This window comes from Pseudothioclava alba (assembly GCF_033100795.1).
In the GTDB taxonomy this organism is placed as follows: domain Bacteria; phylum Pseudomonadota; class Alphaproteobacteria; order Rhodobacterales; family Rhodobacteraceae; genus Pseudothioclava.
Genome location: NZ_JAWLVI010000001.1, coordinates 79,274 through 94,272, shown reverse-complemented (window position 1 = coordinate 94,272; position 14,999 = coordinate 79,274). Strand labels below are relative to the sequence as shown.

Sequence of the window (14,999 nt, the reverse complement as noted above, 5' to 3'; positions counted from 1 at the left end):
GGCACGCATGACGCCCTTCTCGCTTCTTTGTCCGCAACGCACGCTCTTCGGGCGCGGAACGCGGGCCTCTGCGGCGCCCGCCATTCGCGCCCTTGGGCAAAGGATCGTGCTGGTCGCCAGCCGCTCGGTCGGCTGGCGCAGCGAGCTTGAAGCGGCGCTGCAGGCCGAAGGGGCAGAGATCGCGCAGATTTTCACCCAAGGAGAGCCGAGCCTGCCGCAACTTTTGGCCGCGCTGGACGATCTGTCCGGTTTCGGGGCCGAAGCGGTTGTCGGGCTTGGCGGCGGGTCGGCGCTCGATCTGGCCAAGGCGCTGGCCGCGCTTTTGCCGGCACAAGGCAATGTGCTGCGCCATTTTGAAATCGTCGGCGACAGCGCTCCGCTTGACGCAGCCCCCCTGCCCTTTATCGCTATTCCCACCACCTCGGGCACAGGCGCTGAGGCCACGAAAAACGCGGTGATTTCGATGCCCGACCATCACCGCAAGGTCAGCCTGCGCGACGACCGGATGATGGCGGCGCTGGCCGTTATCGACCCTGCGCTGACCGATCATTGCCCGCGCGCGGTGACGCTGGCCTCGGGGCTGGATGCGGTGACACAGGTGATCGAACCCTATCTGTGTGTCCGCGCCAATCCGCTGACCGATGCGCTGTGCCGCGAGGCGATCCCCACGGGGCTTTGCGCCCTCGTCACGCTGATGGCGGGCGAGGACGCCCCCGCCCGCGATGCCCTGTCAAAAACCAGCTATTTCGGCGGGATTGCGCTGGCAAACGCGGGGCTTGGCGCGGTGCATGGGCTGGCGGGCGTTCTGGGGGGCGTCTCGGACGCGCCGCATGGTGCGATCTGCGGGCGGCTGTTGCCCGAGGTCTTGCCGCTCAACCGCCAGACACTGCACGAGCAAGGGCGTGATACCCGCCGCTTCGACGAGGTGGCCCACTGGATCGCCAGCGCCTTGGGCGGCGCCCCCGAAGACGCCTTCGCTACCCTTGGCGCGCAGATCGACATCTGGGGGCTGCCGCGCCTTTCCGCTTTCGGCATCGCCGCGCAGTCATTCCCCGCGATCGCCGAGGCCGCCAGATCCAGCTCCTCGATGAAGGCGAACCCCGTCGCCCTGTCCACCGATCAGCTAGTCACCATACTGGCCCGCGCCGCCTAGCGACCAAACGCCTAGCCGTTTTTCCGCGATAAAGCGTCGGCGGCGTTTGGAGTAAAGTGCCGCCAATTTGGCATTCTCCCGTCAGTTTCCCGGGCCTGCCCCGCAAACCCCGGGCCAATCGACACGCAAAGAGGTGCCCCGATGCCGAAGTTCCACGATCACCGCGTCATCGACGGAAAGGCCGTTCAGGCGCGGATTTTCGATCAGGTCAGGGCCGAGCTGGAAGAGGCCGCCGCGACTTATCCGATCGGCCACCTTGTCTCGATCTCGATCGGCCCCTCGCCCGAGATCGACGTCTATGTGCGCAATCAGGCGCGCGGCGCGGCCAAGGTCGGCCTGCCCTTCGATCAACAGGTCTGGCCCGCCGATATATCTCAGGATGAGTGCAAACAGCGCATCGCGGCACTGAATGACAGCGCCGAGGTTCTGGGCATCATCCTGCAACGTCCCGTGCCCGAACATATCCATGTGCGTTCGCTGCAATCGGCGATCCACCCGCTCAAGGACGTCGAGGGGATGAACCCCGCCTCGATCGGCAATATCGTTTATAACGACGTCGCGCTGGCCCCCTGCACCGCCGCCGCCGCAGTCGAGCTGATCCGCGAAACCGGCCTTGAGATGCGCGGGCTGGAGGTTGTTGTCATCGGCCACTCGGAGATCGTCGGCAAGCCCACGGCCTTCATGTTGATGGCCGAAGGTGCGACCGTCACCGTCTGCCACCATATGACCCGCTCGGTCGCGATGCATTCGCGCCGCGCCGATGTGGTTGTGGTCGCGGTCGGCAAGGCGCATCTGATCGGCCCCGAGATGATCAAACCCGGCGCGGCCGTCATCGACATCGGCATCAATCAAGTCACCACGGACGACGGCTCGGTGCGGATTCTGGGCGACGTCGACACGGACGCCGTGCGCGAAGTCTGCGGCTGGATCACCCCGGTTCCCGGCGGCGTCGGCCCCGTCACCGTCGCGATTCTGATGCGCAACGCCCTTGTCGCGCACAAACGCCAGATCGCCTCGGGCTGGATCGCGACGAAATAACTCAGCGGTTTGTCGCGGCTAGGCGACCAGTGCGGCCCCGCCTTTGCCCAGCACCTTCACAAGCATTGTTTGGCTGGGGAACTGCGATTGCAGAACCTTGGGGACCCGCCGCCTGTAATTCAGGTTGCCTGTCCTTGGGTCTTTTTGGGCGTATTTCACGGCGATCACCGACACGAACTCTTTTCCCCTTGTGAACACGGATGTGAACACAATACAACCCAACTACAGCAGAAAATCTTTCAATATCAGTATGTTACATGATATTTTGTGGTGCCGGCAGAGGGTTTTCTGTTCCTGCTACAGGCTGCGTTTACGGTTTCTGGCGGAACTGGGGTCGCCTTGAACTCAGGCGCATGTTGCTTCCGTTTCGACATCTCTGATCTCCTTCTCGTCGAAGACCAGCAGACAACAAATCGTAGCTTACGCCAGCGTCCGAATTTCGGGGGCTAGCTCAAAGCAATCAGCGCCCCGCCTTGGCGACCTGCTTACCAAGTGTCCCTTAGGGTCCACCACGGGAAGCAAAGGGTCCATTCTCTCGGCCAGCGAATGAGATCGACCCAAGGTTCCTTTGAGGTCAAGCCAAAGGGATGAAGCCCGAGAGCCGGCATGAGCTGAATGCCAGAACATAACACCAAAGTGTCAGATCCCGGTGAAAATGCCGGGTCACGGCTCTGAGGAACTCAACACGCCGTGCTTTTATAAACGCGCAGCAGGTCCGCAGTGTGCTCTTGCATCGAGACCGGCGCCATAGCCCCCGCCCAATAGGCGTCGAGGTCGATTTCACCGTTCAGAATGCGGGTGAGGCAGGCCTCGAAACTGGTGGCAGAGCCTGCTTCGTGAACCAGATCGGCGTAGCGACCCAATTCCTTAGCACCTCCCCGATCCGAGGTCAGAAGGGCGATATGGCGTGCGTGCATCTCGATCGCAACTTGGGGCAGGTTGTCTTCCCAGAGCACGGGCACAAGCCCGACCCGCACATCGGCCAGCAGGCTGTCCAGCTCGTTTGGCTGATAGCCGTCCACATGGGTAAGGCTGGCAAGACGGAACCTCAGGGCATTCAGCCCTGTGATAGCCTCCATATCGCCGCTACGCGCGCCGACCAGAAGATGAACACGTTTCGCTTTTTCGGGGGGAAGCTTTGCAAGCGCGTCGAGGAGGAAATAGAAGCCCTTATCACGCCGCATATAGCCCAGATACGCAAGTGTCAGCGTCCCGTCCTCATTCAGAAGACTGCTGGCGGGGTGGGTCTCTTGGAATTTGCGCGCGTGCGCCGAACCGATATAACTTGTGTGCAACAGCTCGGGACGCAGACCATATCGCTTGGCGATTTCCTTTACCGCATCCGAGACACACAAGATCAGGTCGGCATTACGATTCAGGGCGTCGATCATCTTTTCACGACGCGCACGGAAAGGTGCGCCAACCTTGAGGCGATCGACAGATTTCGCCGACGCCTCTTGGGCGGGGCGTTTCATTCGCAGCTTGCCGACAAGACGATACGCAAAACGTCCCGCACGCATAAGCTGCCGAAGCAGGATTTTAAATGTCGTTGTGCCAGAGCGTATTCCCGCGCGTTTAAGATGATACGCCAAGCCGTTGGCCACGACCACTGCGGGCCTCGTGGGGAGAGCGTGGACGAGGCAAGTGCTGCAATCCGCACCGTCCAGAAAATCCGTGCAATTCTCGGCCTCGCGCTTCCACAGATTTACCTGCGAGCAGAACGGATAGTAATTGTGCAGCGAGACGATAACCCGCGTTTTTTGCCAGATTTGCTTGAGATTCAGAACCTCGACAGGAAGCCCTTCGAGATTGTTGAAATGGATGATGTCGTAGGGGCCGGTCTTGTCGATAAAGTCTAGGAACGTGTCAACCGTCGGCTGGTGCGAGATCTGGGTATCAGCACCGAATGAGAGGTGCCCAGGAGCCAGAACGCCGGAATTCACGATCTCGTAGCGGCGTGCGCGGTCCTCTGTCGGTCCGTGCCGAACCTGTTCCCACCGAGGGGCACGATTAAACAGGTCGTAGGAAACACCGGCAGAGAGGAACACTTCCTGAATATCGGGATCGGTATCCCAGCTATGCATCAGGTTGCGCTGATAAACTGTGACGCCGCCACCCCGATGCTCGTCATCCAGATAATCAACCCAGTTGTAGTAGAGAATTTTCATCGTGCTCATCGTAAGAGGCGCCCCTTCGGCAGCTTTTCGAGGGCGTCAAGGCGCTCGGATAGTGTCTTTAGTGATTGTCGCTGCTGCCGCCTTAGAACCGCGATTTCGCCAAGCGCGATTTCAAGCGCAATCTGCATTTCCGATGCGCCGGACTCGTCAGGACGCGGACTGTCCTGCAGCATCGCCTCAATGTCCAGACCGTGCGGCAACTCGGAGTCGATCAGTTCCAGCCCCTGTTGGCTTTGCGAAATGATTTCCTTAAAACTTGAGTGCCCACCATCCTGCGCACCCTCAAGGACTGCACAGATCCGTTTTTTCAGCCAATCCCGGCCTTCAGGGGCAATATTCAGGCGGTTTGCAATTCTGATATATTGCAGAAGATGTTCGTCCATGCGTGGATTCACGTCTTTCTGAGGATGCTTCCAGTCCGATAAATCCGTGCCAGCTTGCACATCAAGCGTCGCCAGAAAATCCGAGTACAGCGCGGTGCTGTTCTTGAAGTCGTCCCGATAGGCGCGGATATTGATCGCGCCATCTCCGAAAATCCGTCGCCAAGGAGCCAAGGCAAGCGCATAGTCGTAATGCACGGCCTCCATCACAGAGGTGACCGCAGCGTTGAAGTCTGGAATGGGCTGGCTCATCTTGATCAACTGGTTATACCATGAATGTAGATGGGCGTCGGGTGAGCGCAGATACGCAACGACCCTGAAGTCAAACTTGTTGCGCCAAGGTTCGATGATTGATGCGAGTAATTGTTCCGCATCAGGGTGCGATCCCAGTCGCATAAACTCCTCAGAGCTTATCAGGGTAGCCGGAGCGCTGTTTGACAACGCCTCATTCAGAACAACATCCCAATGTTCCTTGGCCGGGGTGTCGTTCGCAAAACCGTGCATCAGATGGGTAATACCGGCCTGGCGATACAGCGAAAATGCTAGTTTGGAGTGCTTGGAGTGCTTCTGGCATTCAGGGCTATATGAAATTCCGTGTTTAGCCAGATTGGCTTTATTCCAAGCGCAAAAGACCTGCAAAGCGGTTGTGCCGGTCTTGAAGTGACCGATGTGTATCCAAAGCGTTTTTCGCATTCTGCCCTCGGCGCTTCCAGCACTAAAAACAATAAATAAGGCGAGTATGAACCATTCGCGCCCTTTCGCTGGAGTGTGTAGGGGCTAGGCTTATGTGATGCAAGGGTGATCGGAGTGAGAAACGCGCGGAAGTTGGTGATGCCCTGAGGGGCGGCATATCATGGCGGTGTCGAGACGCCGTCAATTCTCTGTCGAGAAAGGGATACCCAAGAAACGGTTCAAGGGATTTTACGACGGGGCTGCCAACTCACAGCTCACACGACAATCCCAAGCGAGATGGCTCAGCGGGCTGTCTCAAGGGTCGTTTTATGGCTGGTTAGCGTACGGAATGGTCCCACCTACCGGGAAGCACCTTAAGGGCGATAAAATCAACCTACGGGCAGTAAAGCTGTGACCCGAAGACCTCTACCGTGACCGCCTGTTCTCCTGCCATAACTTCCTCCCCTTCAGCCACATCCAATCTGGTTTCCAGACTTCAAGCTGCCCCTCACTGGCAAAGCCCAAGCACATACAACCCCTGCACCCGCACTGGTCCATGCCCCGGGGTGCCTCGCTTGGAGCTGCGTTTACGGTTTCTGGCGGAACTGGGGTCAGGGGGGCGACATGGACAGCCTTCGGGCGGGCAACTATCACGACCAAAGCAGAGTTGACCTCAGAGTAGACCAAAACGCGCCTGATTGCGTTGAACTCCGTTTCATTATAACCAAGAAAATAAGGGCGTTTGCTTGTCGTCGGTGCCTGTAGCAGGAACGGAAAACAGGCTGCGGGTACCAGCTTATCACCGAGATTGCTCAGCTCACTCGGCTCAAGCATCTGAAAACGCTCCACAATTAATGACCTCGACCTTGTCGGGATGCTCGGAGCGTAGCGCTCAGTTGCCTACCACCACTATTTGATTCAATTTCACGTTGTCGTTGAAACTCTGAGCATCCAGCGCTGCAAGACCTCAAGCGGATAACCCTGACCGTAGCTGTGCCCTACCCCGTCTGTCGTCCATCCACCGATCTGATCGACAATATCTGCCGGGCACTCAACCGCCCTCAATCTGTCCCGCATTGCATGCCTGAACCCGTGCATGGAGAAATCCTGCTTCGTCTGGGTCTTGATCCATTTGTTCAAGGCTGTTCCCTGAGAATTTTACGACCCGGGACATCATGCGAGGCTATCCGCAACCTCGACCAGAATTCATCCAGCTTAGAAGCTGCGACCATAGCCCGAACCCGAGCAATCGAGGCTGAATTGGTCCTCAACGCCTCGACGATCCTTGGAGCCTGATAGTGCCCCCTGAGGTCAGCTGGGATTCGACGAGTGAAGTAAAAGTACCCGTCTTTGCGGAAAGTGAAAGGAACCGATTTGGTCTTCAAAATGGTCTACGCTCCGAGCATCCCGACAAGGTCGAGGTCATTAATTGTGGAGCGTTTTCAGATGCTTATCGTGAACTTACCGCTTCATTTCGGTAATATGTGGTGCCGGCAGAGGGACTTGAACCCCCGGCCCACTGATTACAAATCAGTTGCTCTACCAGCTGAGCTATGCCGGCACTCGCAAAGTGGAATACAAGGCCGCGCGCGGCTGTGCAAGCCGTGAGTTTCAGTGCCGACCGTTCAGATTGGCGCGCGCCAGAAGCGCCGTTGCAGCCAGCCCGACGGCGATCACCAGAAGTGCGGGCGGCGCGGCATCGCCAAGGTTTTCAAGGCTGGCTTTTTCGTGCACGCGGGTTGCGAGGGTCTCGTAATTAAAGGGGCGCAGCAGCATGGTTGCGGGCAGCTCTTTCACGCAATCCACGAAGACCAGCAATAGCCCCGAGCCGACGGAGCCGCGCATCAAGGGCAGATAGACCTCGCGCAGCGTGCCCCCGGCCGTGCGTCCAAGAGACCGCGCCGCCATCGGCAGGCTTGGCGCCACCCGCCCAAAGGCCGCATCCGCCGCGCCTTGGGCAATCGCGAAAAACCGCACGAGATAGGCCAGAATGATCGCCAGCGCCGAGCCGGTCAGCAGCAGCCCCGGATCATAGCCCGTCAGCGCCAGAATCGCATCGGCCAGACGGTGATCGAAAGCCGCCAGCGGCAGTAAAATCCCCACCGCCAGCACGGCGCCCGGCGCCGCATAACCGACTGTGGTAAAGGGCAGCACGACGCGCGGCAGGCGCCGCCCCGTCATCCGCACTCCGTAAACCATGAACAGCCCCGCAAGAACTGTCACGATCGCCGCGGTCCCGCCCACCGAAACCGTGTGCCACAGCGCCCGCGCCAACCCCGGACCGAACCAGCTTTCAGGGTTGTCCAGCGCATGCACCGCAATCACCGAGACCGGCAGCACAAAGCCCAGAAGGAACGGAAACAGGCACAGCGCCGTCGCGGCCCAGGCGGATGCCCCCTTAAGCTGCGTGCGCAAAATCGGGCGCGGCTGGCGCGCGGATTGGTAATAACGCGAATGCCTGCGCGAGATCTTTTCGAAGGCAAGCAAAAGGAACACGATCCCGAGGATCACCACGGCGATCTGCGCCGCCCCGCCCGCGTTTCCAGCCTCAAGCCAGGTCGTGAAAATCCCCGTGGTCAGGGTTTGCACACCGAAATAATCGACCACCCCGAAATCCGCGACCGTTTCCATCATCGCAATCGCCGCCCCCGCCGCAATCGCGGGACGCGCAAGCGGCAGACCCACGCGCCAGAACAGACCAAAGCGCCCGGCCCCAAGAGCGCGAGCCACCTCGTAGCTGCCGCCAGATTGCTCGCGGAAGGCCGCGCGCGACAGCAGATAGACGTAAGGATACAACGCAGCCGAGAGCACAATCACCGCTGCCCAACGCGAGCGCACCTGCGGAAACCAGTAGTCGCGCGCACTGGCCCAGCCAAAGGCCTCGCGCAGCGCGCCCTGCACCGGCCCCGAGTAATCCAGAAAATCGACCAGCGCATAAGCGCCGACATAGGCCGGAATCGCCAGAGGCAACAGCAGCAGCCATTCAAGCCAGCGCGAAAACGGAAACCGATACATCGAGATCAGCCACGCCGCGCCCGCCCCCGCACCTGCCGAGATCACCGCAACCCCTGCCGCAAGGATCACCGTATTCGTCAGGTAACGCGGCAGGGTCGTGGCCAGCAGATGCGGCCAGATATTCTCGGTCGGATTGAAAGCGATCCAGATCACCGAGAGGATCGGCGCAACCACAATCGCCGCGATCAGCAGCGCGCCAGCGGACCAGATACCGCCGCCCGACTGCCGCAAGCCGGAACTGCCGTGAGAGATGGGTGCGGGCATATCTTGAGTCTTCTTCTCGGAAAGCATGAGGGCGTTTACCCCGAAAGTGGTTTGCCTGTCCAGAAAACCCCCGATAATGTATGAAGAAAGTAAAAGAAGGGCAGGTTGGACCGGATGCAGGTCATTTTTCACATGGGCGCGCACGCCACCGATGACGATCAGATCGTTCGGACACTCTCAAAGAACTTCCGCCTGCTACGAACGCTTGAGACCTTTGTGCCCGCACCCAAAAACTACCGGATGGTGCTGCGTGACGCGCTTTTGTCGCTGAAAGGCGGGCCTGCGGATCAGGCGACCCAAGACGCCATCGTGACCGCCTGCACCCCGCACGAACATGTCAGCCGACTGATCTTCAGCCACGAATTTTTTCTCTGTATCCCCGACCGAGTGATAACCCCGCAAGGGTTTTACGCGATGGCGCCGTCCAAGCTCGGGCCTCTGGCGAACCTGTTTCCCGATGCGGATGTCGAGTTTCACATGGCGCTGATCAATCCGGCGACGCTTGTGACCCAGCTTGTCGCGCGCCAGCCCAAGAAAACCTATCGTGAAATCATCTGCGACCTTGATCCCCGCTCGCTGCGGTGGGCGCCGGTGATCCGGGAGATGGTCGCCGCCGCCAATGGCAAGCGTATCGTCTTGTGGTGCAACGAGGATCTGCCGCTGATCTGGCCCGAGGTGCTGCGTCGTGTCGGCGGTCTTCCGGCCGAGACGCCGATCTGGGGTGAAGAGGTGATCCTTGAACAAATCATGGTCCCCGAGGGGCTGGAGCGGCTGCGCGCCTATATCGCTTCGCACCCGCCGCAAACCATCGCGCAGCGACGCAAGATCGTGGCCGCGTTTCTTGATAAATTCGTCCGTCACGACGAGATCGAGATCGAAGCCCCCCTGCCGCACTGGACCGAAGACCTGATCGACGACATCACCGCGCTGTATGACCTCGATGTCGCGGAAATCGCGGAAATGGACGGGGTCGAGTTCATCGCGCCATAAACTAAAAAGCCCCGGCGCCAAGGCCGGGGCTTTCGACATTTAGGCCCGGATCAGCTCATCCCGAGCGCGGCTTTGTAGGTCTCGAGGATCGCTTCTTCCTCGTCGACCTCGTTCTTGTCGCGCTTACGCAAGGCGATGATCTTTTTCATCACCTTGGTATCGTAGCCGCGCGCTTTTGCTTCGGACATGATGTCCTTTTGCTGCTCGGTGATGTCTTTCTTCTCGGCTTCGAGGTGTTCGTATTGCTCGATGAACTGGCGCAGTTCGTCGGCGGCAACGGAATAGATGGCGTCGTTAGGCATGAATACGGGGCTCCTCGGATCGGTTTGCCTGCGTTGCTACCCTGTGGCGGCGCGCTCTTCAAGCACCGCTTTGCGCCCGAACGGGCTTGTCAGCCCGCCTCCGCCGCGTTACCGAGCGCGCAAACATTATTTCGGAGCAAAATCGCATGGAATTCCTGATCTGGATCGGCGCGGCCGTCACTCTGGCTGGCCTCGCGATCATCGTCTGGTCGATCCTCGCCATTCTCAAGGCGAAGCGCGCGGGCCTCTCCGATGAGGACTTGCGCGCGCGGTTGCAAAAAGCCGTGACCCTGAACATGGGCGCGTTTTTTGTCTCGGCGATCGGGCTGATTATGGTCGTCGCGGGGATTTTGCTGGGCTGAACCCCGTGCCGTCGCGGATCATCCGGTCCCACAGTGCAACGGGCGGCGGCGCGCCTTCTTCGGTCAATGCGCGCAGGCGTTTGCGCAGCGCCAGCGCCCCCTCGCTATCGGCGCGGAACATCGGCCCGCCCAGATGCGGCGCAAGCCCGAGCGCGGACTGCGCCACCAGATCAATGTCGCCCGCCCGTTCTGCCGCACCCTCGTGCAGCAGGGCCGCCCCTTCTCCGGCAAGCTCGGCCATGACGCGCGCGACAATCTCGCCGTTACTCACGGCCCGCGCCACGATACCCGCCTCGCTGCGCAATGCCTCAAGCGTTTCCGCCGTCTCCGGAGCCAGCGCGGCGCCCTGCCCGTCGGCATAAGCGTAGACCCCCTGCCCGAACTCGCGCCCCGTGTAGCCCACGATCCGCAGGAAGCTCAGATAGGGGCCGACCGCGCGATGCGCCGCCTCGAGCCGCGCCAGCACCGCGTCGATGCCAAGCGCGTCGATCCATGCGAACGGCGCCGTTCCAAAGCCATAGGCCAGAAGCGCCTGATCCACCTGATCCGGAGAAGCCCCCGCCATCACGCAGCGTTCTGCCGCAGCGAAATAGGCAGCCTCAAGACGCCCCGCGATCCCCCGACCGATCACCACGATCGAGCCGGCGCGCCGCAATGCCCCCGCCATTTCTGCCAGACACTCCGCCGAAACCTCTGCGCCCGGCGCGAATTCACGCACCGATCCGCTAAATCCGAAGCCGATCTCGTCTGCGTGCGGATCGGCGCCCGCCAGCGCCAGAGTGCCTCCGTCTGCGTGACGCAACGCATCCAATGTGCCCTCGGGGTCGCGCGGGGACAGGCGGGCAAACACCATCTCTGCCGCCCCGACCCCAGCCGGATCAGAGGAAAACTCCAGACGCCCGCCGATTGTCTGCACCGTATGGGCGTCGATGCGTCCCGCAGCCGACATCGCAGCCAGTTCGCGCGCGATGCGCTCTTGCGCCGCCGCCAGCCAGTCCCCGTCAGAGGCGCCGACGCGGAGCGCATATCCCTGCGCAGCCAACCCGAGCGCCAGCCGGTCGCCCATATTCCAAAGGCCGATCCCGCGCCCCGCTTCGGGCGATCCGTTTCCGTCCCCGAAGCGCCGATGCGCCATCCGCCGGATCGCGCCCGAATAGCCCAAGCCCCGTGCCAGCGGCGTGGCCATTAGCTCGACACAGGCAACGTTTTCAAAGGTGATCGCCTCGTCCTCGGGCAAAAGCGCGCTGGCCTCGATCACGTCGATCAAGCGGCGCGCGACAGGCTGCAACGGGCCATCCGGCACCCCATTGCGCGCGGCCTCGACCTGATCGAAGAAGCTCCCCATATCGGACACCCCCGCTTGACGGTCAGGTAGCCCCGGCGACTTGCCCTCTGCGACGTCCAGCGCAACAGTCATCGCAGCAGTTTCCAAAGCCCCTGCCCCGATCACCGCATCGCACAGCCCCGCGGCCATTGCGCGGGAGGCATCCATCCGCCCCCCCTGCATCGCTTCGATTGCGGCCCCTGCGCCTGCGCGCCGCGCCAGCCGCGTGATCATCCCGCCACCGGGCAGAAATCCGCCCGGAAATTCGCGCATCGCAAAGACGCAGCCCTCTTGCGCCAGCCGCAAATCTGCCGCCTGCGCAAGCGCCAAAGCCCCTCCCGAGACCACGCCCGAAAGCAGCGCCACAACCGGAACCGGTGCGCGGGCGACCATCGAACACAGCGCCGACAGCCCCGCGGGATGCGCGCTATCCGACGCCTCGAGACCGGCGTAATCGCTTGAAACATCATCGGAGGCGGGCCAGCCACCCGCATCCGCGCGCAAGACCACAGCACGGGTCGCAGGCTCCGACAGCGCGACCGCCAATGCCTCGCCCAAGGCGCTGCGCAGTTGCCCGTCAAAGCCCGCGCGCTGTCCGTCGCCATCCAGTGCGGACAGCGTAACCAGCGCCACGCCGTCACGTCTTTGCAATCTCACTCTGCGGGTCATCGCCTACCCCCGGTCGCTTGTCTCAGGTCTGGACCCGAGTGTAAGCCCCACCGGTCAGGACGCAACGCTAAAAGACAGCCCTGCCAGCAGCTTGAACCCTTATGGCGCGTGCTGACGACAAAACGGCGTCGCCGGAACCAGATCGAGCCGCCCCTCGTCGATCCGCTCGCCGCAGGTGACGCAATAGCCGTATTCGCCCTCGGCCAGACGCGAGAGCGCCGCCTCGATCATCCTCAGCTCGGCGCTCGCGGCATCCCCAAGGTCGTGAAGCACCTCATCGCCTTCGCGCTCGGTGGCCATTTCTTCCCAGTCCTTGGCCTCATGCTCCTCGAACTCGGCCTCGATCTGGTCAACGCGATCCAAGAGTTGCGCCTTGCGCGCAAGCAGCTCTTCGCGGCGGATGTCATCGGATTTCATCGCGTATCCTCCTTTGGGGGCTTCAGTTAATAACACTCCGGTTTTCAGAGCCTTGATGCAGGTCAAACCTGCTTGCAGCCCCCTGCGCGCAAGGCCTATTGTGCGGGCTTGCGAAGGCGAAGGGAAGCACAATGGAACAGGACTGGATCTGGGGTCTCGTGGGGGGGCTGATGATCGGTGTCGGCTCGGCCATCTACTTGCTGGTGAACGGCCGGATTCTGGGCGCAAGCGGCATTCTGGGTGCGCTGATCGACGGCACGGGGCGCAACTCGGCCAAAGAGCGGCTGGTCTTTATGGCCGGACTGATCTTCGTGCCGCCGTTGCTGGTGCCGCTTTACAAGACCGTGGACACGAACATTACCTCGAATCCGGTGGTGCTTATCCTTGCGGGGCTGCTGGTCGGGGTCGGCACACGGATCGCGAACGGCTGCACCTCGGGGCACGGGGTCTGCGGCATCTCGCGGTTTTCGCTGCGCGGGATCACCGCGACTGTGTTCTACCTGATCGGCGGCGGGCTGGCGCTGGCGATCGGGCGGCATGTGCTGGGAGTAATCTGATGCGGTTGTTCTTTTCGTTTCTCTCGGGCGGGCTGTTCGGAGCGGGGCTTCTGGTGGCGGGCATGGTCGATACCCGCAAGGTTCAGGGCTGGCTGGATGTTTTCGGCGAATGGGATCCGACGCTGGCCTTTGTTCTGGCCAGTGCCGTGGGGGTGATGGCGATTGTCTGGCCAATTGCCAACCGCCGGAAAACCTCGTTGATCGGGCTGCCGATGCCCGAAAAGCCCCCCGTTCTGGTGGATCGCAATATCGTTCTTGGGTCGCTCTTGTTCGGCGCGGGCTGGGGGTTGGCAGGGCTTTGTCCCGGTCCGGCCCTTGGGTCTCTGACCTTCGGCGGCTGGCAAGGGGTGCTTTTTGTGGCCGCGATGTGCGCAGGCATGGCCGCGGCGCCGAGGCTCAAGCTGCAACTTGGGCGACTGGATAGCGACGGCTGAAACCTAGCCGTCAGAACCGGTTTTCAGCGGGTCTTCGTCGTCCAGACCAAACCCGTCAAGCGCCATCGAGAGGGGCGGCAGTTCCCCGCCCTCCTCCATCCCGAAGCCCCCTAAATCGCCAAAGCCTCCCTCGGTTTCGGGAAGATCATACGAGGCGGAGTTTGGATCCCCCAAGCCCCCCATGGTGCCCATATCCGGCAGATCGCCCGCTGGAATATCGGGAAACGGGCTGTCCCCGACATTGAGAGCCATCGGGCTTTCACGCCGCCGTGGCGCATCGCCCATCGTCAATCCGCCCTCTTCCTCTTCGCACAGCCGCACCGCCCGCATCCCGCTGTGCTGCCCAAGACGCGCATGAGAGACAAAGCGCCGTCCCATCCCCTCGACCCGCAACTGTTCCAGTGCATTCATCGGGATCGGCAAATCGGTGCCGGGGCGGAACTCCATCACGGCAGACAGAGGCAAGGTGATCCGGTGCAAAACCGCCTCCATCGTCACGCTCGCCCCCTGCACCGCCACTTCCATCTGGGTATGCCACTCGACCTCGGCAGCGGCGGCGGCAACCTCCATCGCATGTGCGCCTTCCTCGGCGCTTTGCCCCGGAATATGACGACGCGGGCGCGCGCCACGCCCCGTCGCGGGGATCACCCACAGCAGTTTCCCCTCTCGCTCTCCGCCCGCGCCGAAACCCAGATCAATTGTCCAGACGCGATAGGAAATATCGTCGAACATAAGCCCCATCGGGCGCGGATCATCCAGAAACGAGGCATAGCGGAACCCGCCTGCCCAGCAGACCGCATCATGGTCGACCAGCAACTCTTCGATCCCCGCCAGAACCCCATCGACAAAATCCAGAACCATCGCGGCATCTATCCGCGTGGGCCGACGCGGTGCGGAAGGTGCGCGCCCCAGACGCCCCGTGGTCTGATACTCGATCAGCGCCGACAGCGTCGCAGGCGGCAACGCGAACAGACCGAGCCCCTGCTTCGGCCCCTCAAGCACCAGCAAAAGCGACTGATCCTCAAGCACCTCGGGCAGATCGGCCAGCGTCATGCGCGTTTCCTTCAGCCCGCGGGTCTGAAGCGGCATTTCCATCAATTCCTGCGCGGTCTTGGCCAGCGCCTGACCGATCGCGCGCTCCGCAGACATAGGCGTGCCATCCGCGACGGACCTGCCCGCCTCGGCCTTTTTGCGCAACATCTTCTTGTCATGCGCTTCCGCCATCTGCTTCCCACTCGCCCCGAA

General features: G+C 61.5%; 14 protein-coding genes and 1 tRNA gene. 6 read left to right on the top strand and 9 right to left on the bottom strand.

Annotated features, from left to right (window positions below; all coding sequences use genetic code 11):
- The first annotated feature begins 7 nt into the window (after positions 1–7).
- Together RYZ20_RS00440 and RYZ20_RS00435 are read left to right on the top strand one after the other, a co-directional pair.
- Positions 8–1,153, top strand: coding sequence for an iron-containing alcohol dehydrogenase (locus RYZ20_RS00440; RefSeq protein ID WP_317669909.1), 1,146 nt, complete (start codon positions 8–10; stop codon positions 1,151–1,153).
- Between the two features lie 141 nt (positions 1,154–1,294).
- On the top strand, positions 1,295–2,191 hold the full coding sequence (locus RYZ20_RS00435; RefSeq protein WP_317669908.1) for a bifunctional 5,10-methylenetetrahydrofolate dehydrogenase/5,10-methenyltetrahydrofolate cyclohydrolase: 897 nt from the start codon (positions 1,295–1,297) through the stop codon (positions 2,189–2,191).
- 680 nt (positions 2,192–2,871) lie between these two features.
- Here RYZ20_RS00435 and RYZ20_RS00430 read toward each other — a convergent pair.
- From RYZ20_RS00430 to RYZ20_RS00415, 5 genes are all read right to left on the bottom strand, one after another.
- Positions 2,872–4,368 carry a glycosyltransferase gene (locus RYZ20_RS00430; RefSeq protein ID WP_317669907.1) on the bottom strand — a complete coding sequence of 499 codons (1,497 nt, stop codon included), beginning with the start codon at positions 4,366–4,368 and terminating at the stop codon, positions 2,872–2,874.
- Positions 4,365–5,441 carry a hypothetical protein gene (locus RYZ20_RS00425; protein ID WP_317669906.1) on the bottom strand — a complete coding sequence of 359 codons (1,077 nt, stop codon included), beginning with the start codon at positions 5,439–5,441 and terminating at the stop codon, positions 4,365–4,367. The genes RYZ20_RS00430 and RYZ20_RS00425 overlap by 4 nt, the downstream gene beginning before the upstream one ends.
- A 1,115-nt stretch (positions 5,442–6,556) precedes the next feature.
- The gene (locus RYZ20_RS15835) at positions 6,557–6,805 is read right to left on the bottom strand and encodes a DUF6538 domain-containing protein (RefSeq protein WP_411572300.1); all 249 of its coding nucleotides are present in this window, start codon (positions 6,803–6,805) and stop codon (positions 6,557–6,559) included.
- A gap of 100 nt (positions 6,806–6,905) precedes the next feature.
- A tRNA-Thr gene (locus RYZ20_RS00420) sits at positions 6,906–6,981 on the bottom strand.
- A gap of 50 nt (positions 6,982–7,031) precedes the next feature.
- Complete coding sequence (locus RYZ20_RS00415) at positions 7,032–8,726, bottom strand: ABC transporter permease (RefSeq protein ID WP_411572299.1); 1,695 nt, start codon at positions 8,724–8,726, stop codon at positions 7,032–7,034.
- 87 nt (positions 8,727–8,813) lie between these two features.
- Between RYZ20_RS00415 and RYZ20_RS00410 the strand changes: the two genes are divergently transcribed.
- On the top strand, positions 8,814–9,689 hold the full coding sequence (locus RYZ20_RS00410) for a hypothetical protein (RefSeq protein WP_317669904.1): 876 nt from the start codon (positions 8,814–8,816) through the stop codon (positions 9,687–9,689).
- 50 nt (positions 9,690–9,739) lie between these two features.
- Here the strand turns inward: RYZ20_RS00410 and RYZ20_RS00405 are convergent, their stop codons facing one another.
- On the bottom strand, positions 9,740–9,991 hold the full coding sequence (locus tag RYZ20_RS00405; RefSeq protein ID WP_317669903.1) for a DUF2312 domain-containing protein: 252 nt from the start codon (positions 9,989–9,991) through the stop codon (positions 9,740–9,742).
- 146 nt (positions 9,992–10,137) lie between these two features.
- Here RYZ20_RS00405 and RYZ20_RS00400 point away from each other — a divergent pair, with 146 nt between their 5' ends.
- Positions 10,138–10,353, top strand: coding sequence for a hypothetical protein (locus RYZ20_RS00400; RefSeq protein WP_317669902.1), 216 nt, complete (start codon positions 10,138–10,140; stop codon positions 10,351–10,353).
- Here RYZ20_RS00400 and RYZ20_RS00395 read toward each other — a convergent pair.
- On the bottom strand, positions 10,322–12,346 hold the full coding sequence (locus tag RYZ20_RS00395; RefSeq protein ID WP_317669901.1) for an enoyl-CoA hydratase-related protein: 2,025 nt from the start codon (positions 12,344–12,346) through the stop codon (positions 10,322–10,324). The genes RYZ20_RS00400 and RYZ20_RS00395 overlap by 32 nt on opposite strands.
- A gap of 99 nt (positions 12,347–12,445) precedes the next feature.
- A complete protein-coding gene (locus RYZ20_RS00390) occupies positions 12,446–12,763 on the bottom strand; it encodes a TraR/DksA family transcriptional regulator (protein ID WP_317669900.1) in 318 nt (105 codons plus the stop codon).
- 131 nt (positions 12,764–12,894) lie between these two features.
- On the opposite strand from RYZ20_RS00390, the gene RYZ20_RS00385 reads away from it, so the two are divergent.
- Positions 12,895–13,320 (top strand): YeeE/YedE family protein, encoded by a 426-nt coding sequence (locus tag RYZ20_RS00385; RefSeq protein ID WP_317669899.1) that lies wholly within the window; start codon positions 12,895–12,897, stop codon positions 13,318–13,320.
- On the top strand, positions 13,320–13,754 hold the full coding sequence (locus tag RYZ20_RS00380) for a DUF6691 family protein (protein ID WP_317669898.1): 435 nt from the start codon (positions 13,320–13,322) through the stop codon (positions 13,752–13,754). Before RYZ20_RS00385 ends, RYZ20_RS00380 begins: the two co-directional genes overlap by 1 nt.
- A gap of 3 nt (positions 13,755–13,757) precedes the next feature.
- Here the strand turns inward: RYZ20_RS00380 and RYZ20_RS00375 are convergent, their stop codons facing one another.
- Positions 13,758–14,978, bottom strand: a complete 1,221-nt coding sequence (locus tag RYZ20_RS00375) for a FliM/FliN family flagellar motor C-terminal domain-containing protein (RefSeq protein WP_317669897.1) — start codon at positions 14,976–14,978, stop codon at positions 13,758–13,760.
- Between the last annotated feature and the right edge of the window lie 21 nt (positions 14,979–14,999).

Excerpts from the sequence above, each read along its gene's own strand:
- RYZ20_RS00440 (WP_317669909.1), top strand. The coding sequence starts at position 8 with ATGACGCCCTTCTCGCTTCTTTGTCCGCAACGCACGCTCTTCGGGCGC.
- RYZ20_RS00435 (WP_317669908.1), top strand. The coding sequence starts at position 1,295 with ATGCCGAAGTTCCACGATCACCGCGTCATCGACGGAAAGGCCGTTCAG.
- RYZ20_RS00430 (WP_317669907.1), bottom strand. The coding sequence starts at position 4,368 with ATGAGCACGATGAAAATTCTCTACTACAACTGGGTTGATTATCTGGAT.
- RYZ20_RS00425 (WP_317669906.1), bottom strand. The coding sequence starts at position 5,441 with ATGCGAAAAACGCTTTGGATACACATCGGTCACTTCAAGACCGGCACA.
- RYZ20_RS00415 (WP_411572299.1), bottom strand. The coding sequence starts at position 8,726 with ATGCTTTCCGAGAAGAAGACTCAAGATATGCCCGCACCCATCTCTCAC.
- RYZ20_RS00410 (WP_317669904.1), top strand. The coding sequence starts at position 8,814 with ATGCAGGTCATTTTTCACATGGGCGCGCACGCCACCGATGACGATCAG.
- RYZ20_RS00405 (WP_317669903.1), bottom strand. The coding sequence starts at position 9,991 with ATGCCTAACGACGCCATCTATTCCGTTGCCGCCGACGAACTGCGCCAG.
- RYZ20_RS00400 (WP_317669902.1), top strand. The coding sequence starts at position 10,138 with ATGGAATTCCTGATCTGGATCGGCGCGGCCGTCACTCTGGCTGGCCTC.
- RYZ20_RS00395 (WP_317669901.1), bottom strand. The coding sequence starts at position 12,346 with ATGACCCGCAGAGTGAGATTGCAAAGACGTGACGGCGTGGCGCTGGTT.
- RYZ20_RS00390 (WP_317669900.1), bottom strand. The coding sequence starts at position 12,763 with ATGAAATCCGATGACATCCGCCGCGAAGAGCTGCTTGCGCGCAAGGCG.
- RYZ20_RS00385 (WP_317669899.1), top strand. The coding sequence starts at position 12,895 with ATGGAACAGGACTGGATCTGGGGTCTCGTGGGGGGGCTGATGATCGGT.
- RYZ20_RS00380 (WP_317669898.1), top strand. The coding sequence starts at position 13,320 with ATGCGGTTGTTCTTTTCGTTTCTCTCGGGCGGGCTGTTCGGAGCGGGG.
- RYZ20_RS00375 (WP_317669897.1), bottom strand. The coding sequence starts at position 14,978 with ATGGCGGAAGCGCATGACAAGAAGATGTTGCGCAAAAAGGCCGAGGCG.